Source organism: Fervidicella metallireducens AeB, from assembly GCF_000601455.1.
In the GTDB taxonomy this organism is placed as follows: Bacteria; Bacillota; Clostridia; order Clostridiales; family Caloramatoraceae; genus Fervidicella; species Fervidicella metallireducens.
This window is the reverse complement of sequence record NZ_AZQP01000031.1, coordinates 1-20639: the sequence shown is the minus strand read 5'-3', so window position 1 is coordinate 20639 and position 20639 is coordinate 1. Positions and strand designations below refer to the sequence as shown.

The 20639-nt window shown below is 34.0% G+C and carries 27 protein-coding genes; 1 reads left to right on the top strand and 26 read right to left on the bottom strand.

All coding sequences use genetic code 11. From position 1 onward, the window contains the following. Positions 1–194: 194 nt before the first annotated feature. From Q428_RS09670 to Q428_RS09575, 22 genes are all read right to left on the bottom strand, one after another. Positions 195–614, bottom strand: a complete 420-nt coding sequence (locus tag Q428_RS09670; protein ID WP_035380437.1) for a DUF1492 domain-containing protein — start codon at positions 612–614, stop codon at positions 195–197. Between the two features lie 26 nt (positions 615–640). Then, positions 641–892, bottom strand: a complete 252-nt coding sequence (locus tag Q428_RS09665) for a hypothetical protein (RefSeq protein ID WP_201769275.1) — start codon at positions 890–892, stop codon at positions 641–643. Positions 893–896: 4 nt separating this feature from the next. Next, positions 897–2267, bottom strand: coding sequence for a DEAD/DEAH box helicase (locus tag Q428_RS09660; RefSeq protein ID WP_035380435.1), 1371 nt, complete (start codon positions 2265–2267; stop codon positions 897–899). After that, complete coding sequence (locus Q428_RS09655; protein WP_035380433.1) at positions 2264–2542, bottom strand: VRR-NUC domain-containing protein; 279 nt, start codon at positions 2540–2542, stop codon at positions 2264–2266. Before Q428_RS09655 ends, Q428_RS09660 begins: the two co-directional genes overlap by 4 nt. A gap of 323 nt (positions 2543–2865) precedes the next feature. Further along, positions 2866–3126: a hypothetical protein gene (locus tag Q428_RS16565; RefSeq protein WP_341349028.1), complete on the bottom strand. Its 261-nt coding sequence runs from the start codon at positions 3124–3126 to the stop codon at positions 2866–2868. Beyond that, complete coding sequence (locus tag Q428_RS09650; RefSeq protein ID WP_341349027.1) at positions 3096–5270, bottom strand: virulence-associated E family protein; 2175 nt, start codon at positions 5268–5270, stop codon at positions 3096–3098. The genes Q428_RS16565 and Q428_RS09650 overlap by 31 nt, the downstream gene beginning before the upstream one ends. Before the next feature lie 33 nt (positions 5271–5303). Next, positions 5304–6089, bottom strand: a complete 786-nt coding sequence (locus Q428_RS09645; RefSeq protein WP_035380431.1) for a phage antirepressor — start codon at positions 6087–6089, stop codon at positions 5304–5306. Further along, positions 6082–6252, bottom strand: a complete 171-nt coding sequence (locus tag Q428_RS15450) for a hypothetical protein (protein WP_161633617.1) — start codon at positions 6250–6252, stop codon at positions 6082–6084. Before Q428_RS15450 ends, Q428_RS09645 begins: the two co-directional genes overlap by 8 nt. A gap of 16 nt (positions 6253–6268) precedes the next feature. Next, entirely contained in the window at positions 6269–8215 is a 1947-nt protein-coding gene (locus tag Q428_RS09635; RefSeq protein WP_035380428.1) for a DNA polymerase, read from the bottom strand. A gap of 68 nt (positions 8216–8283) precedes the next feature. Next, positions 8284–8817, bottom strand: coding sequence for a DUF2815 family protein (locus tag Q428_RS09630; protein ID WP_051515097.1), 534 nt, complete (start codon positions 8815–8817; stop codon positions 8284–8286). A gap of 81 nt (positions 8818–8898) precedes the next feature. After that, positions 8899–9939, bottom strand: a complete 1041-nt coding sequence (locus Q428_RS09625; protein ID WP_242847818.1) for a DUF2800 domain-containing protein — start codon at positions 9937–9939, stop codon at positions 8899–8901. A gap of 43 nt (positions 9940–9982) precedes the next feature. Next, positions 9983–10282, bottom strand: coding sequence for a hypothetical protein (locus Q428_RS09620; protein ID WP_035380427.1), 300 nt, complete (start codon positions 10280–10282; stop codon positions 9983–9985). Next, positions 10245–10403: a hypothetical protein gene (locus Q428_RS15640; protein ID WP_169734719.1), complete on the bottom strand. Its 159-nt coding sequence runs from the start codon at positions 10401–10403 to the stop codon at positions 10245–10247. Before Q428_RS15640 ends, Q428_RS09620 begins: the two co-directional genes overlap by 38 nt. A 168-nt stretch (positions 10404–10571) precedes the next feature. Next, positions 10572–11270, bottom strand: coding sequence for an antA/AntB antirepressor family protein (locus Q428_RS16560; protein ID WP_035380425.1), 699 nt, complete (start codon positions 11268–11270; stop codon positions 10572–10574). Positions 11271–11284: 14 nt separating this feature from the next. Further along, positions 11285–11536 carry a hypothetical protein gene (locus Q428_RS09610; protein WP_035380424.1) on the bottom strand — a complete coding sequence of 84 codons (252 nt, stop codon included), beginning with the start codon at positions 11534–11536 and terminating at the stop codon, positions 11285–11287. Between the two features lie 20 nt (positions 11537–11556). Continuing rightward, on the bottom strand, positions 11557–11880 hold the full coding sequence (locus Q428_RS09605) for an HTH domain-containing protein (RefSeq protein ID WP_035380422.1): 324 nt from the start codon (positions 11878–11880) through the stop codon (positions 11557–11559). Between the two features lie 217 nt (positions 11881–12097). After that, positions 12098–12325, bottom strand: a complete 228-nt coding sequence (locus tag Q428_RS09600) for a hypothetical protein (protein ID WP_035380418.1) — start codon at positions 12323–12325, stop codon at positions 12098–12100. 209 nt (positions 12326–12534) lie between these two features. Next, positions 12535–13176, bottom strand: coding sequence for an ImmA/IrrE family metallo-endopeptidase (locus Q428_RS09595; protein ID WP_201769274.1), 642 nt, complete (start codon positions 13174–13176; stop codon positions 12535–12537). Between the two features lie 85 nt (positions 13177–13261). Continuing rightward, entirely contained in the window at positions 13262–13630 is a 369-nt protein-coding gene (locus Q428_RS09590) for a hypothetical protein (protein WP_035380416.1), read from the bottom strand. Positions 13631–13644: 14 nt separating this feature from the next. Further along, on the bottom strand, positions 13645–14025 hold the full coding sequence (locus Q428_RS09585; protein ID WP_035380415.1) for a helix-turn-helix domain-containing protein: 381 nt from the start codon (positions 14023–14025) through the stop codon (positions 13645–13647). Positions 14026–14081: 56 nt separating this feature from the next. Continuing rightward, on the bottom strand, positions 14082–14906 hold the full coding sequence (locus Q428_RS09580) for an ImmA/IrrE family metallo-endopeptidase (RefSeq protein WP_242847820.1): 825 nt from the start codon (positions 14904–14906) through the stop codon (positions 14082–14084). 265 nt (positions 14907–15171) lie between these two features. Next, entirely contained in the window at positions 15172–15588 is a 417-nt protein-coding gene (locus tag Q428_RS09575; protein WP_011838248.1) for a very short patch repair endonuclease, read from the bottom strand. Between the two features lie 165 nt (positions 15589–15753). Here Q428_RS09575 and Q428_RS09570 point away from each other — a divergent pair, with 165 nt between their 5' ends. Continuing rightward, on the top strand, positions 15754–16155 hold the full coding sequence (locus Q428_RS09570) for a hypothetical protein (protein WP_035380412.1): 402 nt from the start codon (positions 15754–15756) through the stop codon (positions 16153–16155). 70 nt (positions 16156–16225) lie between these two features. Here the strand turns inward: Q428_RS09570 and Q428_RS09565 are convergent, their stop codons facing one another. The 4 genes from Q428_RS09565 to Q428_RS09550 all read right to left on the bottom strand — a co-directional run. Beyond that, the gene (locus Q428_RS09565; RefSeq protein ID WP_011838249.1) at positions 16226–17779 is read right to left on the bottom strand and encodes a PDDEXK family nuclease; all 1554 of its coding nucleotides are present in this window, start codon (positions 17777–17779) and stop codon (positions 16226–16228) included. Between the two features lie 83 nt (positions 17780–17862). Next, positions 17863–18843, bottom strand: coding sequence for a DNA cytosine methyltransferase (locus Q428_RS09560; RefSeq protein ID WP_341349026.1), 981 nt, complete (start codon positions 18841–18843; stop codon positions 17863–17865). 18 nt (positions 18844–18861) lie between these two features. After that, complete coding sequence (locus Q428_RS09555; RefSeq protein WP_011838251.1) at positions 18862–19071, bottom strand: DUF6471 domain-containing protein; 210 nt, start codon at positions 19069–19071, stop codon at positions 18862–18864. A 516-nt stretch (positions 19072–19587) separates the two neighbouring features. Beyond that, positions 19588–20639: nitrilase-related carbon-nitrogen hydrolase (locus Q428_RS09550; RefSeq protein WP_035380408.1), on the bottom strand; the 1052-nt coding region annotated here is incomplete at its 5' end.

Genomic DNA, 20639 nt, shown 5'->3' with positions numbered 1-20639 from the left:
ATAAAATTCAATCAATATATCACGGCATAGAAAAAGCCTTAAGAGTTTTTCTCAAAAGGGCTTTCATATTTTAATGCTGCGTTTCCTTGGAATCATTCTGATATAACCTTGGCATATTCTATAGCATTTTGTTCTTTTTCTATACCTTTTCACTTTATATAATATCATAGTACAATAGTGACATTCAGTGACATTTAGTGACAACTTTTAATTTTATCTATTTCTTTTATTGCCTTTCCATGCATTCTGAATATAGTTCTCCTGTCACAGCCCAATTCTACTGCTATTACATCCCAGCTTTTCCCGCCTATATATCTCATCTCCAGAAGCAGTTTATAACTGCCGTCGCTTAGCTGACCTATGGTTTCAATAATCTCTCTTTTTAAATCAATTAAACGGTCAATATCATCATTAATCTCATGTTTTAATTCTATTAATTTTACTACTGCATTTTCCATAGGACTTGTTGAAGCTTTCCCTCCGGATACTTTTTCCTGACTTAAATCTACTGTTGTTTTTTGAGCTATAGCTTCTAGTTTCTCCATCTGCTCCAGCTTGTTTTGAATTAATTTATCAAGCCAGACAGCCTGTGATAAATATTCTTTAGCTCTCATGCCGACTCCCTCCCATCTTTGACATTTCACTCTTCAAGTTCAAAAAACTTATTTTTTCCCATGTAATAGCGTTCAATAATATACTTTTGCAGTCCTTTATCTAATGACATTATTCTTTTCCTTGCTCTTTCTCTATCCTGCTCCTGCTGATATTTAGTTTTATAAAAACTGCATCCACTTCCTTCACACTGCTTTACTGTTAAAGCTCTGCATCTTCCTTTATGATAAGCAAAACAGTCTTTTGCAATATTATCTTTAAATACTTTTTCTTTGCCCATAGCTTCATCCCCCAATTTTATATTTGCTCATTTGTGCCTTAACTGCTTCAATAAGAGCAGTCTGGCTTGTATTTTTATCTGCCAATGCTTTCATTACTTTTTCATCTATAGTGCCTTTTGCAATAATGTGATGAATAATTACAGTTTCCTTCTGACCCTGTCTATGTAATCTTGCATTGGCCTGCTGATATAGTTCAAGACTCCAGGTTAATCCAAACCAGATAATGATATTTCCTCCTGCCTGAAGATTTAAGCCGTGGCCGCAGGATGCCGGATGTGCCAAAAGAATCTGAACTTCTCCTCTGTTCCAATCTTTTATATCTTTATCTGACTGAAGAATCCTTGGATTTAATTTACTAAGGCAATTCATAATTCTATCTTTATCATGCTGATATCCGTAAAATATAAGTACCGGTCTGCAGCTGGCTGCTTCAATCAGCTCATCTAAAGCTTTCAGTTTTTCATCATGAATATATTTAACTTCTCCATTTTCATCATAGACAGCACCGTTTGCCATTTGTATTAACTTGTTTGCAAGTACCGCAGCAGAACCTGCTGATATATCCGAATCATCAAGAGATAATATTAATTCTTTTTCCAAAACTTCATATTGCTTTTTTACTTCTGAATTAAGTTCAACTGAAATAATATTGTCTATCCTTTGGGGTAATTCTAAGTAATCCTCAGCCTTCATGCTAACGCATATATCAGATAATTTTTCATAAATAGCTTCTTTTGCTCCTTCCTTCGGCTTGTAGGTAAATACTATATGCCGATTTCTCTTATCTGGAAGAAAGTATTTTTCCCTGAAGCCGGTTACTGTTTTGCCAAGTCTCTCTCCTCCATCTAAAAGATAAATCTGAGACCATAAATCTATAAGTCCATTAGGAGCAGGGGTGCCTGTAAGACCTACTATTCTTTTTGTTAAAGGTCTTATTTTTCTTAATGCCTTAAATCTCTCTGATTTTGATGACTTAAAACTTGATAATTCATCTATTACTACCATATCAAAGGGCCAGTCTGCTTTATAAAAGTTTACAAGCCATCTAACATTTTCACGATTTATAATATAAACATCAGCTTTTGTATTCAGTGCAGCAATCCTTTCTTTCTCTGTTCCTAATACCTTTGATATTTTTATATTTTTAAGATGATCCCATTTAGATGCTTCTTCATCCCATGTACTGTGTGCTACACGTAAAGGTGCAATAACTAATACTTTAGTGATTTCAAAGTAATCATACAAAAGCACTGATATCGCTGTTAAAGTAATTACTGTTTTTCCAAGCCCGCAGTCTAAAAATAGTGCTGAGTATTTTTTATCTATAATCCAACTGGCAGCATACTGCTGATATGAATAAGGTGTATATTTCAAACTTCCACCTCCTGTATAAATTTTTCTACTCCTTCAAATGAATCAATAACATAAACTTTAAAGCCTAAACTTTCAAACTGCTTTTTTCTCTTACACTGAAGCGGTCTTAATTTTTTTCCAGGTGCCTTTAATTCTACAAATACTGCTTTTCCTGAAGGCAAAAGCACCAGTCTATCAGGCACACCCGCCATACTTGTAGAGATAAGCTTTAAGCATAAACCTCCCTTTTTTTCTACTTCCCGTTTTAATCTATCTTCAATTTTTCTTTCCTTCATAATCTTTATCAACCCTGTCTTTAGAAATTAAATCCTTCTATTCCTTTTTGAGTTTCATTCTTTACTCTCAGTTAGTTCTTTTGTTATTGTTAAAAACCTTGTATTTTCAAGCTTTTGAAGGGTTAAAACTAACCAGACCTAAAAATCCCTATATATATACGCGCGTATAGGCGTGCAGGCATATATATGCCTATATCTATATTTACAACAACTATATATAATATTTTTTGTTATTTAGTTATTGTAAGTGTTATAAACCTTCAAATTACTAACCTCAATATAAATAACTAAAAACTAACCAAACCATAACTAAAAGTTTCTTGTTATTTTTTCACCCAAACTCTCCTGTTTCCGTATATGCCTCCAGCAGCTATTTTTTCAGCCGGCTCCCAGCCACCTGTTCTTCTTAGTATTTTAGTTATTTCATAAGATTTAACTCTTTCAAGGTCTGCTTTATTTTTGCCGAAAGCTTCACACCAGATTTCAATTACTGAAACCTGAGTGCGACGGTTTGTACCTTTAGGAATAAGACTGTTTTTATTATGGTATTCACTTATATACTCCCGCCTTTCATATAAGTCCATTTCTTCCCAATTGTCAGGAGGAGCATTTCCAAGTAATCTTCAACGATTCCCTGACGTTCATCTGTTTCCAATGCATCATTCTGCATGCGATTTGCATATTCTTCAAGTTCATCTGGAAGTTTTAGTTCTTCTCCAGCTTCATATCTTACAAGAATTTCCGCCCAAATCTGCTTTACTTCTTCTTCAGTAATCTGCCATGGTTTCTTTTCTGAACCATAAACCTTTACAGGCCAAAACCTTCTATTACCTGTTGTATCTCTTAAATAGCCTTTTTCGTTTGTTGTGCCTATAAAAATGCATTGTCTTGGATGAGGCGTAGCTCTTCTTCCAAAGGCAGCCCTGTAAATATCATTCTGACTGGATAAGAAATTTTTCAGCTCATTTTCTTCTGCCTTTTTCATTCCTGCAAGTTCTCCTATTTCTAATATCCAGTAGCCTTGAAGTTTTTCAGCTGCTGTTTTATCCTTTGTATCCGAAAGCTTTAAAGAATCACTGAACCATTCTCCTGCCAGTTTTTGTATCAATGTGCTTTTGCCTATTCCCTGCGGTCCGCTTAATACAAGCATCCAGTCAAATTTAATTCCAGGCTTAAATACTCTTGCAGCAGCACCTAAAAAAGCTTTTCTTGTTACTGTCCTTACATAATCATTATCATCAGCACCTAAATAATCAATAAGAAGAGTATCTGCTCTTTCCTTCCCATCCCATTTAGGTAAACCTTTAAGAAACTCTCTTATAGGATGGTAAGACCTATCATCTGTAACTTTAGTAACAGCGATATCATAATTACGTGCTGAAAAATTTCCATAAGTTAAATCTATATAACTGATAAGCTGGGCATCATCTGCATCACGCCACCATTTGCTCGGATGCTGCCACGGTACTTCACCTTTAATTTCCATCCCATCACTTAACTGATTAAAAACAATTCCCTTAAGATTAGGGTCATTTTCAAGAATTGTAATTAAATTTTTTAAGCTGTTTTTTATTTCTCCGTTTTTGGTTATTTCTAAATTTTTCTGCCAGTCTTCGTCTTTAAAATCATCTTTTGCACTGTCTAACTTTTCTGATACAATCTGTTTTCTTACATCTTTATCTTTTACAGCAAAATCCACCATTGCTTTATATGATGGAAGTTTATTCACAGGCACTCCTTCTTTAGCTTCATCATCTAATTCGCCGAATTTATGAATTCTGACTAAATCAAAGGCGTTACAAAGCTTTCCGCTTATTGGGTCTGTAGAATGATGGGAATATGCAAAATCTCCATTTTCATAAATTACAAGACCGCCTGCTGTAGAACCTGCTGCATAGGTATAACGATTTGCATCTTCACAAGGTGTATAAACATCACTTAAAAATTTTTCAATTGCCTCTGTAACTGAATAAGTCCTGCAGAACGCTCCTACTACACCCTCTTTTTCTCTTGGGTTTCCCTGCTTGTCTGCAAGCTTTTTTCGTTCCTTTTTAGTCCTTATACTTTCCGGCCAAAATGATGAATCCTTCCAGTTACTGTACCTTGAAAGCACAGTATCCGGATCAATCCAAGGTTCATCTGCCAGCTTAAAAACAAACTCTCCATCCGATGATGTTGATGGCCAGTACATAAGCCTGTGAACTTCATAAGTAGAATCATCAAAGAAGTCTATGCCAAGGTCTGCTGCAATCCTTCTTGCAATAGGAACATATTCATCAGCAGTTACAGGTCTTAATAAAGGTATTACAAGTCTCAATCTTGGTTTATCGGGGTGATGTTTATGAGTGGAATACATAACACACCCATACCCGAAAATAGTCTCAACAGATGACCATAAATCTCCTTTTACAAAATCTGCATCAAGGGTTACAAGCTGTCTCCATACAACGCTGTCATGTTTTCTTCTGCCACCCTTTAAAGTACCGCCGACAAAACCGCCTACATCTTTTATTTCATCCTGCTTTGACTTTGAAAGTTTCTTATACTCCTCATAGGTTTCATGGGTTCTGATAGTCCTGCTTAATTTAGCCACCATCTCAGACCACAGCATTTCTTTGTTTTTCCAATTAAGTTCCTTTCGATTCCTGCCCACGGCTATAGTTAGCATGCCGTCATGTTTTAATGAAATACCATTGCTTTCAGCTTTATTCTTCATCTCCATTGCCATCTTTCGCCTCCAATTATCACAAATTCTATCTCCTTAGGCTGACACCGTTCTTTCAATTATTGGAAGCAAGCTGCATTTATTCTTTAAAAGATCATAGAGAAATAATCTTCCTTTTTGAGTCCAATAGGTATGCATTACGCTTTTTTCTGAATCAAGTGCATGAGTTTTTGATTGAGTGTATCCCATGTGTGCATATTTTTGATATAAAAGCCATGTATCTCCCATTTTATACTGCACCCCTAAATCATGAAGCAGTTTATTCATTGCTTTTCCTGACATACCATAGTCTTTAGCTATCTTACTTATAGGAACTAACGATTGGTTCTGCAGTATTAAATCATAGTAAGTTGCTTTAGGTTTTAATTCTCCGATAATTTGTTTGTTCTTCGCATTTTCAAGCTCAAGCTGTTTTCTTTTTTCTTTCTCAAGTTTAAGCTCTGTAAATAATTTAATGCCAAGCTCAGGATTTGCAATAATATCGTCTATAACTTTATCTGTTGCATAAACACCATGCTTTCTTATGGCAGGCAGTACCTCATCAAATACCCAACGTTCAAATTTTTCTGCCGCAGGTAATTTTGATTTAACTATAAGCCTGAAAAGATCTCCTTCTGGAATATATCTAACCTTCTGTTCTCCTCCTTCAGTAGGGGTGAGGAATTCACGCACCCCTTTACAGTGCATTCTTATTGCTTCCTGTGGGTTTTTATATCCAAGTGTCCTTGCACATTCCGTCGCTGGGAAATATTCTTTATTGTCCTTAATCAATATCTTCAACTCACCAAACTCTGTATTTCTGAATACCTGTAAATTATTCATTTTCTATTTCCTCCTGTTCTATAATTTTTCCGCATTCACATTCATAAAAATAATCAACTATTTCTCCATGCTCTATATGCATATTAATCATAGCTTCACTTCCACAAGCAGGACATTTTACTGCTTTATTAATAGATTCATAAAAATCATCTTCCCAGTTCATAGATTTCTGCTCCTTTCTAATCTTTTTTATAATAAAAGGTCTCAAAACTGTCAGCCTTCAGCGGCAGACCTTCAGCCCAGCTGACAGGCTCAGCCATAATTTTTTCAACTTCTTCCTTTGAGCCTGTGCCGTTTTCAGCCTCAAGAATAACCTCATCATGCACATGAAATTTTATTTTATATCCTGCTTTATCAAGCCTTAACATAGCTTCAGCCAAGCAGTCTCTTGCTATTGCCTGAATAATATTTTCCACAAGCTTGCCCCCATATGTTGGAATTCTTCCCCACTGCTTTCCCTGCTCGTTTCCTTCATAGGTAAGCTGTTCTTTTCCAAAACGCTCATCTACACCTATCTTAGGTCTTACATAAGAAAGAGCTCGTCCTGAAGGAAGGGTAATAAATAAAATACCTTTTGTATAATGGAACTTAACACCATGCTGTATTTTTACTAATGCTTTTTCTTTTACAGCCTTTACAGCAGCTTCTTCTACATCCCTCCAAAGCTTAACAATATTAGGATTCGAATTTCTCCAGGCTGTTACAAGTTCAGATAGTTCACTTTCTGTAAGCCCCATATCTAATGCACCCATTTGAATTAAAGCTCCAATAGATCCTCCATATCCAAGAGCAAGTTCTGCAATCTTTCCTTTCTGCCTTAATGGACTGCCTTTATCAATAGTTTCAATTGGTACTTTAAACATCTGAGCTGCAGATGCTTCATAGATTTTTCCATGAGAATTGAATACCTCCATTCTCCACTTCTCGCCTGCAAGCCAAGCTATTACTCTTGCCTCAATGGCACTGAAATCTGCAACTATAAATCTGCTGTTATCTGATGGAATAAATGCTGTTCTTATAAGCTGGGATAAAACATCCGGTATGCTGTCAAAGAGCATTTCCAGTGCTTCAAAATTTCCTGATTTTAAAAGTTCTCTTGCCAGATGTAAATCACTCATTTTATTCCTTGGAAGATTATGAATCTGAACAAGCCTGCCTGCCCACCTCCCGGTTCTATTTGCCCCATAAAACTGCAAAAGACCTCTAATCTTTCCATCCCTGCATATTGAACGCTCCATAGCCTCATATTTTTTAACTGATGTTTTTGACATAGCCTGCCTTAGCTCTAACATGCGTTCTACTTCTAAATCAGAAGATTCTGATACAAGCTCTTCAACTTTCTTTTTAGAAAGATTGTTTACTTCTATTCCTTTATCCTGCAGCCATTTCTTTATCTGAGCAGGACTATTTGGATTATCAAGTCCAGATAAATTTGCCGCTTCCTTAAACATTTTTTCTTGAAAATCCTTATCTGCTTTTATTGAATTTTTAACAAGCAGCATATCAATTAACACTCCATCATCATTTATCTTTTGATCCAGTTCCCATAGTTTCTGCTCAAACTCTATGATAGGAAATGCTTCAAGTTTCTTTCTTATCAGCCTTTCAACCTCAACGTCCTGCCTGCAGTAACTTTTAAATATCTGCCATTTTTCCATATCATGCTCAGGCATATTTCTGTTTCTTAAGCCGTTGGCTTTTGAAGGTTTGCATGGCATGGAAAAATATTTTATAAGTGCTTTACCTTCCTTCATTTTCTGCAGTGACAGTCTTAAGCATTGTGCTGCTCCCTCTAAACTTCCCGGAAGACCTAAAGATAAAGCATGAACCTGCGAGCATCTCCACTGATTAGGTGACATAGGTATTTTTAGATATTTTGATAAACAGGTTCTTTCAAAATTTGCATTGTAAGCTGTCTTTATAACATTGAGGTCTGTTAAAGCTTCAATAATATCTTTAGGTATTTCTTCTCCTTGGGCTATGTCAATAATCTTTACCTCTTCATCATCAAAGGCATATGCAAAAAGTAATATTTCAAAATCATCAGAGTCGCAGTAGGCATAAACTCCGCATTTAGTTAAGTCTTTACTGCTGAATGTTTCTAAATCTATACTCAAAGTTCTCATTTTCTCTTATCACCTGCTTTTAATTCTTCTTTGTATAAAGAAGGAGAGAAAGTTAATCTCTCCTCTATTTATCCTAAAACATCTTCATCATCTGCAAAGTCATCCTCTGCACTGCTTCTTCCTCCAAGGGGTTCACCGTCTGCTGTCTTCATAATGTTTTGAAGCCCTGCTGCAATTCCTTTATTTCCATTTACGTTAAATCCATAAAAAGTTAAACTCACTCTGCCATAGCAGCCGCTGTAAAATTCACTTTGGTCTATAATAGGATTCAAATCTCCATCTACAATTCCCGGTTTTATTTTGCTGTTGGCATTAATAAAGTAGCTGTCTGCATAAGCTTCATCATCTTCTCTGTCCACATCGCCGTCACGAAGGGGTGTCTTAAGATTTGCAGGAATTTTTCCTCCAAACTTGTCCTTATTTTCTTCAATAGCTTTTTGAATTGCATCTTTTATTTTCTTTACTGATTTCTTATCTGACTTTGGTATGATAATGCTGACAGAATACTTTAAATCACTGCCGTTTACACTTACTGGCTGATGCACATTCGCATAGCTGAATCTTACTGGGTTTTCCTTTGTTCCAATTGTAATTTTTACCATATCTTTTTCCTCCTCATTAATTAAAATCTTCTTCTGGTGAAACTTTAACAGCCTGCCTGTCATCATCTTCAGGCACTAATTTTAATCTGCCTGAGATTTTGTTATATACGGGCCTAAAAGCTCATTAAATGTTTTCTTTCCCAATGCCTTTTCAAGATTTGTGATTGTATTAACTGATTTTTTATAAACCACATCACTGTCATAACCTGCATCTAATAATGCTTTAATTACAGCCTCTTCATTAGTAAACTTACGGGTGCCTTTCCCCTCTACAAGCTTCATTCCAGACCATTTTTTATTTTCTTCAACAGCTTGTTTTAAAGCATATTCCTGTACATCTTTTGCCCAGTTTATTAAGCTATCTATAGAAGTCAATACTTCTACAACCTCTTCCTCTGTAAGAAGTGAAGGTTTTTGAAAATCCATGCAGGCAAGTTTCATATTCTCCTCAGCTCTTGCCCTGCAGAATGCTTTCACTTTACAAAACCTGCAGTGCTCCCCTGCAATAAAATCTCCCTCACCTTTAAATGCAAGTTCTGCCTTAGGCTTAACTACCTCATTACCCCATTTAAGTAAATCTTCTACAGACATTTCAAAGGTAGAAATACTGTCAAGCCTTGGCTGGCAGATAGTCATGCGGATTGTTTCAAGGTCATATAAAAATCCAAACTGATTAACAGCACCTAATGCATACAGCTTCATCTGTGTATTCTCATAAGCACTTACCGCAACTCCTTTTCCATGCTTGTAGTCAATTATTTCTAATACTTTATCACTGATAATTGTGGTATCTGAAGTTCCAAAGCCGTCTGGTACCCAAGGACTGTAATCAAGCCGCTGTTCTAACATAATTACAGCATCCTTTGTTGCTGCCTTTGCTTCATTAAATCTTTCAATGCAGAATTCTTTATATATTTCTGTTGCCTTGTCCATCTCTTCTGTATATAAAGGGTCTGACCTTATCTGCTGTAATTTCTTTAAGTATTTTTGTTTTGATATTTTCCCTATCTCCACAGCTGTCTTAATTTCAGCAAGGCTGTGAGCTAAACTGCCTTCAGCTGCATAAATAGATTGCTCTTCTTCTACAGATTCCTCAAGTCTTGGTGCTTTGGTACAAATCATCCACCTATGGCTGATGATGCAGAAAGTAATGCGTGACTTGCCATTACAACACCTCTGCTTTCTCAAGAAGCTCTTGGTACTTACTTGACGGAATATCACTTAATTTCTTAGCTCCAAACTCTGTTATGAGTGCTTTCACCTGAGTCTGTCTACCATCTTGTGATAGTGCTGCAAGCTTTGCCCTGACTTCCTCTAATGTAATTTCTTTAACTGCAGATACTTTTATTTCTGTTTCTTTTGAATCCTTTGGTTCACAATCTAAATCTTCTAAAAGCTTATGAATTGTATCTGCAACATTTCTTAAATCATTTGCTATTTCCCTTAAAAGCTGATTCCTTCTCATCTTTATCGCCGCCTTTCTCCATTTCTAATAAACGATTTGCAAGTCTCTTTGAAACAATACTCATTGCAGTTAAAACACCTATCATCTCTTCCTGAAGTTCTTTGTGTTTATTAATCTGCATATATTTCACCTCCTTTTCCCCTTCACTTATTAACCAATGAGGATGATATTTTGGTAACCAGATTTTTTTAATATTTTACTTAAATTTTTTCTGGCTGCCATTTAAATATCTCCTCAATAGTTAGCCAATAGGGACTATGGTTTGGAAACCAAATTATTAAAATTTTATTTATATTACTGCTCCTTTGATTAACAGTCTGAAAGTTTCGCGCCCTTTTGGTGTAATCAAGGTCTGAGTGCCTGCCCAACCGGTTTTTTCATTCTTTGCTTCTTTAATTTCAAATAAACCGTTATTTTTATCTGCATAAGGTTTGATTTTGCCTTTTTTATCTCGATAGATATATTTTTTATCAATTAAAAATCCTATAAAGTCCTTTTCCTTTATCTTTAATTCTTTTGCTGTATCCCTAAAATTAGTAAGCAGATTCCTGTCTACCAGTTCATCAAAATACTCTGCCTTTGGTCTCATAATTTCATTTTCAACGTTTAACCTTGAATTTACTAATTTTAGAGATTGAATCTGATTCTCCGCCATTTTCAAAGCTCTTGACATTACCATTTCAGGTGTATTCCATGCCTTTTCAATAGAAAGAAAATACTGCCTTGCCATTTTCCCTTTTTCAGTCCTTTGAATCATACATATTTCTTTTGCCATAGGTATTGTTAAACAATAGTCTCTTGTTGGCTGATGGTTTTGAGGGTGGTCAAAAATGACCGGGGTATAATCTATTCCTTCTTTAAACCCGTATTCACACATCCTTGGAAACCAATGCCTGAACTCTGTTGCTATTTCCAAAAACTTATGAAGTTCTCTTGCTGATACTGTTGGTTCTTCTGTGCTGTAATTTACTTTAATTAATTCATTCATACCTTTTTCCTCCCTTATATTTTTTTAGCATCTTCAAAAATATCAGCATAATCTTCAAGTTTAACTTCTATCAACTTCTCTGCACCATATTTTCTTAATAGTGCTTTAATTTCTGTTATCTTACCTTTTTTCATTTTCTCTGTTAGCACCATGCTTATATCTTGAATGCTTATTTGATCATTTATTGTATGGTTCTTTGCTTTTGCTCGATATTCTGCTGCAAGTCTTTCTAGTTCTTCTGCAAGAACTAAATTTATATCAGTCATAAATTCCACCTCCTTCACTTTTATGCTTTTAGAGCAAAGTCTTTAATAATGCTATTCATTATGGCAAGGTCATCACCTGACAGCAGGATACTTAATCTTTTTAATAATTCCACTTGTTCTGGCTTTAAATATTTTTGATTTAACTTATAGCCATCTGCAATCTTGATACCTCCACCATGTCGTCCTCGAATAGTTTCTATCGGGTAAGAAAGCGATAGGATATCAATATCATTTTTAATGGTTCTAATACTAACCCCAAACTCATTTGCTAAGTTAGCCATTGTGTCTTGCCTTCTATGACATAATCTTTCTATGATTTCTATGCGTCTTTCATTTGGTCCCATCGCTTTCTCACCCCCTTTCCTTTGCTCTGTGATTTAAGAATAAAAGTTAAATATGCAGACTTTTTGCTTATTTAAAAAATTTTAGTTCCTGTAGCAATAAAAAATAGCCGGAGAAATGTTATGTGCTAAGGAACAATCCTTAAATGCACATTTACATTTCAATCCGGCTATCTAAGCAGCTCACAAGGGATTGGATTTTATTTGATTTTTATATTATTTAAGATGCTTCTTCTCTTTTCTTCTTATAAATAGACTTACAGACTTCTTTAATTCGTACCATTGTCGTCTTATCTACATATGGACTTATAACTGAACTAATATCAATTAAAACAGGTTCCTTATGCTCTCTGCATTTTATTGATATTAAGAAAGCATCTTCTTCAATAAGAATTTTAAATAATAGCTTTTTATGTTTTCCTTTGTCTCTCACTTCTTCTAATACCATAGGCACCTCCATCTTTTTCTCTAATCGTGTCATGTCAGCTTTTAAGCGAACATTTAGCTTAAAAAAATTTTGTCTTACTTTTATAACTTGTATGCATTTAGTCATTAACATAATGCAAGAGTAAAATTGATACATTTGTTTTATGCACGCTTACATGTGAACATATTGTTTCAAAATAACAACACGAGCTATAGCTCCTGCTGTCATCTTTATATTGAAATTCCCAAAGTATTTAATCTTATTCCAGCAGCCTGTTTTGATACTTGAAACACAGATGCTAATTCATCAATTATTAATTCTCTAATAATTTCCGGACTTAATCCTCTCCACAAAAAATCGTTTATTCTTTTTCCTGCTTTATATCTTCCTCTTAACTCTTCTGCCTTTATTCTAAACATTTCTGCTGGCATTAGGATTGCTGCTGCTATGTTATCAGCCTGCCACTCTATCCACTCATCTGCTGTTTTAGGCTTGTATGCTTTTTGTTTAGGACATCTACAGGCTTTTGCCATAGCTTTATCTTTATATGACAGGGTCATAAATCTTAATTGATGCTTGTCCCAATGAACCATTTCATGGGTAACAGTAAACCTTTCTCTGCCTCTATTTGCTATTTCAGAAAGATCGCTTTCAACTAGAAGAGTTCCTTTTTTATATTGTCTTACAATATTTTTCTGAGTATCCTTATCATAAAGTTCAACACATCCATCAGAAAAAATCATCATACCTAAAATATCGCAGTTTCTATCAATATTTACATAGTCTATTTCAAGTCCCATTTTAAGCTCTGCAATATCTTCTACTGGTATTGCCATTGGTTCTTTCAAACCTTGTGGATAGTATTTTTGCAAAATTTAGTTGCTTCTTTATCTATATCCCCTTTTCTGATGATGGGAACTAAATCATTATTCAAATTCATTATAACCCCATCCCCCTTTATTTATTGTAGGCTTCTATGTCATTTATAACAAAATCACTTAATGAAGCATTATCCAATACTGCACTGCAGCTTAATTTAAACCATTGGCGTATTGACTCTGAAATATTTTCTTTAGCAAAATAATCCCCTATTTCTATATCGCAATTAACAAGTATATCAAAACTTACTTCTTCATCATCTTGCTTGATGTTATTGACCCTTAATATTTCTATATTATCCAATGTAGCTTCTAAAACTTCTATTACATCTCTAGCTCTTAATGTTAAGTCATACTCAGAATAGTTATTCATTATTTCATCTTGTAAAGCATCAAAAATTTGTTGGTAAAACTGTTCTTCTATCATACCTTTAAAATAATCATTCATGAGTATCCCCCTCTCTACTCTTTCTCATCTAAGGCTTTAATAAATTCAAGCCAAGCCTTTTCTGTAATATCACTTTTCCCCTCACTTTCGATTTTACGTGCTTTTCTAAGGGCAGTTCTAGCCAAACCACTTTCTTTTATATAATCAGGTAAGTCCATAGGGATTTCATCCCTATCTTCAGATGCTATATCAATCATATAATCTGTTTCTTCTGGTGTTAGTCCTAATATTTTTGCTATTTCCTCAATCTTATTGATATTAGGTGGATTTCTTCTCCCTTTTTCAATATCACTCCAATAAGCTGGAGAGATATCTAACAGCTCTGCCATCTTTCTTAAACTTATTTCCTTTTGTTTTCTTTTTTCTGCAATAAAATCCCCAAACTTACTACTCATAATATACACCTCCTTTCACTGTCAGCATTATTTATTTAAAATTGAGTTTTGAACACTTAAATAATAGAAAACTGCTTATATTCCTGTTTTTCCTTAATGAAATTCAAATTTTTAAGTCTTATCCTTGCAGCTGTTAAAGATACGTCAAATATATCTGCAATTTCACGACTTAAGACATCTGCCCATAAATCTTTTTCAAAATCAGTTCCCATTTCATAACACATTCCCACCATACCTGCTGACTTAAATTTAGCTGTTACATATCTGGTAAAGATTTTCTTAGGCATTAATAATGCTGAAGCCATATAATCCGCCTGCCATTCAATCCAATCATCATCAGTTACAAGCTGCCTTTTCCCTGCACTTTCAATATCGATTGTACGGCATTTTATCACTGGCTCATTTGGGATAGCACTATCAAATAATGTCATCTGCATTTTATTAATTGTGTAAATATGTCTGTGTAAAAGCCAATGTGCTATCTCGTGTGCATGAGTAAAGCGGCCTCTTCTTAATTGATCTTCATTCAGAAGACTATTGTCTATTAATATAGTCCCTTCATTTACTGGTATTCTTTTCGCTTTATTATTATCTGCATCATATACAGGAATATAACAATCATTAAATACTGTCATTCCTAATATGGATTGATTATGTGTCAAATCTTGATAATCCATTTCCAATCCAGCATAACATTCTGAAAAATGCTCTACATCTAAACTGCAAGGCTCTTGAAGGACCTTTGAGTTATAATCCTGTAAAACTCTTTCTGCTAAATCATCTATCTCTACTCTTTTAAGAATAGGTGTACCATTATTTTTAGTTTTAAAATCTAATTGAATCAATCTACCATCCCTCTCATAAATGCATGTATGCTTCATTGCTAACACTATTATAATATGGCATATTATTCCTTGTCAAGAAATAAACATACAAAAACCGAAAAATAAGACAATTTTATTGAGATATCTTACTTTTCGTACATAACTTTTTCAATTCTTCTCTAATATTTTTGCTAGTGCCATAACAATACCTTTCAATTGCTTCTTTAATATTAAGAAATATTCCTTGAACCTTGCCAAACTGTGATACATTTTCAAAGATAGCTTTACATTTTATTAAACAAAGGTAGACTCCAACAAAATTCTAACTTTTAGTATTCAGTACCTCTATTATTTTATTTACGCAGCCATCCAAATCTTTGATAATCTGCTTAGACCAGAACCTCAGTACAATCCATCCTTCTTCTTCAAGCTTCCTTGTTACTTCTAAATCTCTTTCCATATTTCTTTTTATCTTTTTATTCCAGTATTCTTTATTTGTACCTGCAACATCTGTATTCTCCTTATAATTGTATCCATGCCAAAACTCTCCATCACAAAATACAGCAACTTTTTTAACCACAAATACAACATCAGGCTTTCCAATTAATTTCCTATAATTTTTTCTATAACGATAACCTCTGCTCCACAGTGCTTTTCTTAGAATACATTCACTCTTACTGTCTTTATTTTTTATTGCTCTCATATTTTTTCTTCTTTGTTCTGGAGTTAAATTATCCACTATTTTCACCTCAAATTTATTAGATAAAAACTGACTTGTTTAATTAATGCTAATTTTAATTTACCATTTTTTGTACACTATGCTTACATTTAAATCTATTCTGCTTGTACTAATACCATTTTTTTAATATAATGTATTATATGAGTAATAAAGGGGTTGATGCTAGTGGCCATTGCTGGAAACAGTTATACAATACAATTAAAGCCTTCTCATCTTGGTTGGGGAGATTATCGGTATACAAATACGAGAGATATTATCTACGGAGAAGGATATATTCCTTTACCCAAACCATATGCTAAAGCATTTAATATATTTAACTCGAATTATTCTGCTACAGGCCTGGGATATAATTTATTTCGTGCTTCATCTGTTGATGGTTTTTTAAATAACGTAACGCTTCTGGCCCAAGGTTCTTCAACTGCTGGAGATATATATGCTAAACAATTTTCTGTACATGGTAATCTTAAGATGATTGGGGCATGGTATGCGAGTCAAAATGCAACAACTAACAATTTAGTAAGAGTTACTTGGACATCCCCAACAGATATTCTTCTTGAAATAATTTAATTTAAAATCCACTTTGATAAATTATCTGTCAAAGTGGATTTTTGCTTTTGTTCATATTCTTATAATTCGGTTATAAATCAGATAACAATATCTGCCTATTAACAGAAAATATATCTCTAATGTTTTTATGTGTATAATGCTTGGACTCGTATGATTCAACAAGTTTAATCATATTAGATACACTCATTGCTGAACCAGAAACACCAGTAGCATTAACAATATCTATAATTTGAGAATTAATGTTCTTTCCAAAGCCACCTGCAATATATGAAAAAAAGGCAAGCGGATCACTAGAATTACTATAACGATTTAAATTTCCTATATAATTGTGAACCATTCTATTATGATGGTCATTGCTAATTGTATATTTACTGTATGCCTTATTATCTATAATAGCCTGATATCCATCTTTATCAGATAAAATTAAAACATCAGGCGTAAGGCCTATAGGTCCTACATGTTTTGCTTCAAAACCAAAAACATTTTGAAATAATTGCACAGTTGCTTTTTCAAAGTCTGAAGCCTCATCTCTCCCTTTAAAAGCCATTTCAAAGTACTCTGTCATAAATGCACCAACAGACCCTCTTGGATACAGTTTCAAAAGGGTTTCTTCTACCAGCTTGTCCTCAAAACCTGTCTGCTCAGAAATTTTATCTATAAGATCTGTCGTTATTTTGGTTATCGGCTGTTTTAAAGATTCAACAATATATGCTTTTTTAATCTTCTGTTCAGCAATAATTTTAGCTGTAATAGTCTTAGTTTCTGTAAGATTTCTAGTATCTTTCTTGTGCTTAGGGTCAAGGCCGTATTTTCTTTGAAAATATTCATGTTGTTCAGGTCGATCAATAAAAGGCGGTGAAACAGATAAAATCTGCTGAACTTCTAATCGTTTATCTTCAAGAATACGTACTTCACCATTATCTCTTTTTACAAGCTGTGTATATTCTAACCAGTTTACAATAGTATTTGCTAAATCCATTAAATGCCTATATGGATGTTCAAGATTGATATCACCTTTTGAAGATTTATATTTATCAAAAAAATCTTCTTCATGAATCATATCGCCGCTTTGTCTGAATTCTAAAATTTTACCTACAATATATCTATAACATTTATCTGTTTCATTTTCTGCCTTCGTAACTATAATTTTTGCAATTTCCTCTTCTGTCAAATATTCTATCTCTGGATCATTTAATAGTCTCAATAAAAATCTAAATGGTCTGATTTTAAATCTTGGGGCGACTTGAACTCCTCTGCTCAATGAAAAAGAAGATGGAAACTGATATTTTAAAATTTGGTTTTTCAAAACTTCAACAGGAGAGTCACCTGCCATTATGGCTTCACCTGCTAATGTTAACTTTATCTTTCCTGTTGATTCCTGTGTGAATATCAACCCTAAGCTTGTAAGCCATGCCTTATATGTTCGTGCTCCTCCGCCTGTCTGATCTCTGCGTTCCCCTTTACGCTTTAAACCTGCCTGCTCTAAGGCATCTTCAAAAGATAAATGAGACTCTCTCTGTCCCTGCCATTCTTGATCTAATGATAATTCAGCAAATGCTGATAATACTTCAGGAACAGAATTTAATTTTCGCTTTGGTCTTGTTACCCACCAGTAATTTAACAAACCTGCTACCCCCTATTCATTAACATTACATGGAACATTTTCATATTCAATACCTGCAAATGTTCTTAATACAGCTTCAAATATTATCTTTGCTCCTTTAGCTGGGACTGCATCCCTATCTGCCTTCTTACACTTTCCTTTGAACCCTTAAATAAATAATCATCTGGAAATGTCTGCAGTCTTGCTCTTTCCCTATTAGTTAATGCTCTTGGCTCAGCATAATGATATATATGAGTTCCACCGCCGCCTGAACCTGTTACTGTATAGGCTGGTCTATTAGGATCTAATCTTTTATATATTTGACTTATCTTTGCCCCTTTAACATTCAATCGAAGATGCTCAGGTAAATCTGCCGTGAAAGCATTTTCTCCAGGTCTTATATATTTTAATCTCTCTGTTACTATTGCTGATTGTCTTGTCAATTCATTATTCGGTGCATCTTTCGGAATTGGTGGTACTTCTAATGCTGTTCTACAGGTATTATCTAAGTCTTTATACGGAACCGGAGAAGGAACTTTAAATTCATACGGTAAATCTTTTCTAATACCTATAATAATTATTCTATGACGTGCCTGCGGTATACCATATTCTTCAAACTTATATAAATGAGGATATAATCTATATCCAGCCTCTCCTAAATCATTAAGTATCTTTTTAAACGCTCCACCATCATTTGCCGACTTTAAACCGCCTACATTTTCAGCAAGAAACCACATTGGTTTGAACTTTTTCAATACTTTTACCCCATAAGTGTACAATGGTCCATATTCTCCATTAAATCCTTTTTGTTCGCCTACAACCGAAAAGTCATTGCATGGAAAACCAAATGCAAGGGCATCTATGGGTTGCAAAGAATCTATGTTCAACTTCCTTACATCCTGACATATAACCGATTCAGGATTATCCGGACATATATTGTGTATGTAAGTATCACAAGTATCTCTGTCATAGTCATTTGCCCATTTATGAATTATTCTATATTCCTTATTTTCTATTTCTGCTGTTTTTGCTCCATAAGCCAGCCCTCCAGGACCACAAAACAGTTCTCCTAATTCAAATTTCATTTAAAATCCCTCTCTTGTCTATACTTTTTCACCATTTGTTAGTATAAAGTTTCTCTCAAATTTTGCTTCAACAGCTTCTGCTATTTGTTCTAATTCTGCTATTGTAAAACTTTCTCTTTTTAGTTTTGAATTAAGATTTTGAGGAGATTTTCCTAACCTCCTTGCTAATTCTGCTACACTGATATTACTTCTAACGCACAGTACCTTAATTTGTTCTGAAATTTTCATCTTTCCCACCCCATAATAAGTGAAAATCTTCTCTAAGTATAAACGTTTTATTTTATACTGTCAATTATTTTGTTTAGCAACACATGAATGAAATTAAATTTATGCATTAATACAACAAAAAAGCACATAGCCTTCCATTCTTGTTGATATAAAGTGTATTTTGTTCATGCAATTTCATAAATCTTGCATACTCTCATACCTTCACCAACTCCCCCTCATATTTCTATCTCTCAATTTATATTTGCCAAAAAGTGCACCCCCGGGGGTTCAAATCCCCTCAAAACCTTAGTCTACGGAAACATAAAACACACATGAAAAAAAGGGGCAAATTGCCCCAAGCCTTTGATTTCAAGCTATTTCTTCTCTATCAACGCAACGCACTCCACGTGTGCTTTCTGTGGAAACATATTTATCTGTAGCAGCAAAAAAGCCCTGATTTCTCAAGGCTTTTATATATCGTATCAATGTGTTGTTCAAATTTCGAAAGTATATATTCTAATCTAATACTCACTCTAACTATTCACAAAAAGCCTTAATTTCATTGATTAACCATTCAAAGTTATCACGCCAACATGCTTTCATCCCTTCTTTATTTTTCCATATAGCCTCAGGTCCAGTTGTTCTATCTAAATCTATGCGAAATATTCCATTCTCTGATTTTACAACTTGTGCTGTACGATTTTGCCCACATTGATAACACTCATTAATATTATCTGATTCTAATATAACTGCACAGAAGTTTTCCATAGAGCGAACTTTTAATACTACAGATAATTTGTTTCTAAAAAACTCCTCATCAATATATTTGTGTCTGTTTAATATTACATATCTCTTATTTCTAATTTTCTTTAATTTATCACTATATAGTAAAGAAAGAACTTTTTCTGGTTTTAAAATATTATTTCCTTCAACTAAGCAAAAAACAACATTTTTATCATTAATTTTACAAACATATATTTTATCATCCACTATTTTTGCTTTGTTAAGTATCTTATCAATACCACCAATAGGAATTTCAATATGATAATTTTTATTAGTAGTTTTTATTTGATTATAGCTATTATCTTGAGAAGCACAACCATCATCTAACGATATATCATAAATGTATATACCACCAGGTGAATTTAATTCCTGTGTCTTATTCATAATATTTAATGGTTCTAATTCTTTACCTTGTGGATTAAAACCATAGACATACGAATGTGGATTTTTAACTGTCTCATCACCACCCATTGTAACAAAATTATAGCATCCATTTTCTATTGCTCTGACTTTATTATATTTATACCACTTGTCATAAACAACATTTCCACCAGTACTATTAATAATAACATCAACACCTTTTAATCCATACATCCTACTAAATAATGAATGATTACAATCGTAACAAATAGTCATTCCTATCCTATATTCCTTATATATGATAGGTTCAAACATTGTCTTCGATAGTTCACGGTAATTTTCTATATCAAAAGCTGAATATTCAGTCATAGTGTGTTTTATATAAAGTGCATTAACTGTTTCATTTTGATTTGCAAAAGCATTAGCATAAACACTAAAAATAGGGG

Excerpts from the sequence above, each read along its gene's own strand:
- Q428_RS09605 (WP_035380422.1), bottom strand. The coding sequence starts at position 11,880 with ATGGGACCAAATGAAAGACGCATAGAAATCATAGAAAGATTATGTCAT.
- Q428_RS09670 (WP_035380437.1), bottom strand. The coding sequence starts at position 614 with ATGAGAGCTAAAGAATATTTATCACAGGCTGTCTGGCTTGATAAATTA.
- Q428_RS09645 (WP_035380431.1), bottom strand. The coding sequence starts at position 6,089 with ATGAATAATTTACAGGTATTCAGAAATACAGAGTTTGGTGAGTTGAAG.
- Q428_RS15450 (WP_161633617.1), bottom strand. The coding sequence starts at position 6,252 with ATGAACTGGGAAGATGATTTTTATGAATCTATTAATAAAGCAGTAAAA.
- Q428_RS09665 (WP_201769275.1), bottom strand. The coding sequence starts at position 892 with ATGGGCAAAGAAAAAGTATTTAAAGATAATATTGCAAAAGACTGTTTT.
- Q428_RS09555 (WP_011838251.1), bottom strand. The coding sequence starts at position 19,071 with ATGAAAATTTCAGAACAAATTAAGGTACTGTGCGTTAGAAGTAATATC.
- Q428_RS09610 (WP_035380424.1), bottom strand. The coding sequence starts at position 11,536 with ATGACTGATATAAATTTAGTTCTTGCAGAAGAACTAGAAAGACTTGCA.
- Q428_RS09620 (WP_035380427.1), bottom strand. The coding sequence starts at position 10,282 with ATGAGAAGGAATCAGCTTTTAAGGGAAATAGCAAATGATTTAAGAAAT.
- Q428_RS09580 (WP_242847820.1), bottom strand. The coding sequence starts at position 14,906 with ATGAAGCATACATGCATTTATGAGAGGGATGGTAGATTGATTCAATTA.
- Q428_RS09600 (WP_035380418.1), bottom strand. The coding sequence starts at position 12,325 with ATGGTATTAGAAGAAGTGAGAGACAAAGGAAAACATAAAAAGCTATTA.
- Q428_RS09655 (WP_035380433.1), bottom strand. The coding sequence starts at position 2,542 with ATGAAGGAAAGAAAAATTGAAGATAGATTAAAACGGGAAGTAGAAAAA.
- Q428_RS09625 (WP_242847818.1), bottom strand. The coding sequence starts at position 9,939 with ATGATTTGTACCAAAGCACCAAGACTTGAGGAATCTGTAGAAGAAGAG.
- Q428_RS09560 (WP_341349026.1), bottom strand. The coding sequence starts at position 18,843 with ATGAAATTTGAATTAGGAGAACTGTTTTGTGGTCCTGGAGGGCTGGCT.
- Q428_RS16560 (WP_035380425.1), bottom strand. The coding sequence starts at position 11,270 with ATGAATGAATTAATTAAAGTAAATTACAGCACAGAAGAACCAACAGTA.
- Q428_RS09630 (WP_051515097.1), bottom strand. The coding sequence starts at position 8,817 with ATGGTAAAAATTACAATTGGAACAAAGGAAAACCCAGTAAGATTCAGC.
- Q428_RS15640 (WP_169734719.1), bottom strand. The coding sequence starts at position 10,403 with ATGCAGATTAATAAACACAAAGAACTTCAGGAAGAGATGATAGGTGTT.
- Q428_RS09650 (WP_341349027.1), bottom strand. The coding sequence starts at position 5,270 with ATGGCAATGGAGATGAAGAATAAAGCTGAAAGCAATGGTATTTCATTA.
- Q428_RS16565 (WP_341349028.1), bottom strand. The coding sequence starts at position 3,126 with ATGGACTTATATGAAAGGCGGGAGTATATAAGTGAATACCATAATAAA.
- Q428_RS09590 (WP_035380416.1), bottom strand. The coding sequence starts at position 13,630 with ATGAATGATTATTTTAAAGGTATGATAGAAGAACAGTTTTACCAACAA.
- Q428_RS09585 (WP_035380415.1), bottom strand. The coding sequence starts at position 14,025 with ATGAGTAGTAAGTTTGGGGATTTTATTGCAGAAAAAAGAAAACAAAAG.
- Q428_RS09635 (WP_035380428.1), bottom strand. The coding sequence starts at position 8,215 with ATGAGAACTTTGAGTATAGATTTAGAAACATTCAGCAGTAAAGACTTA.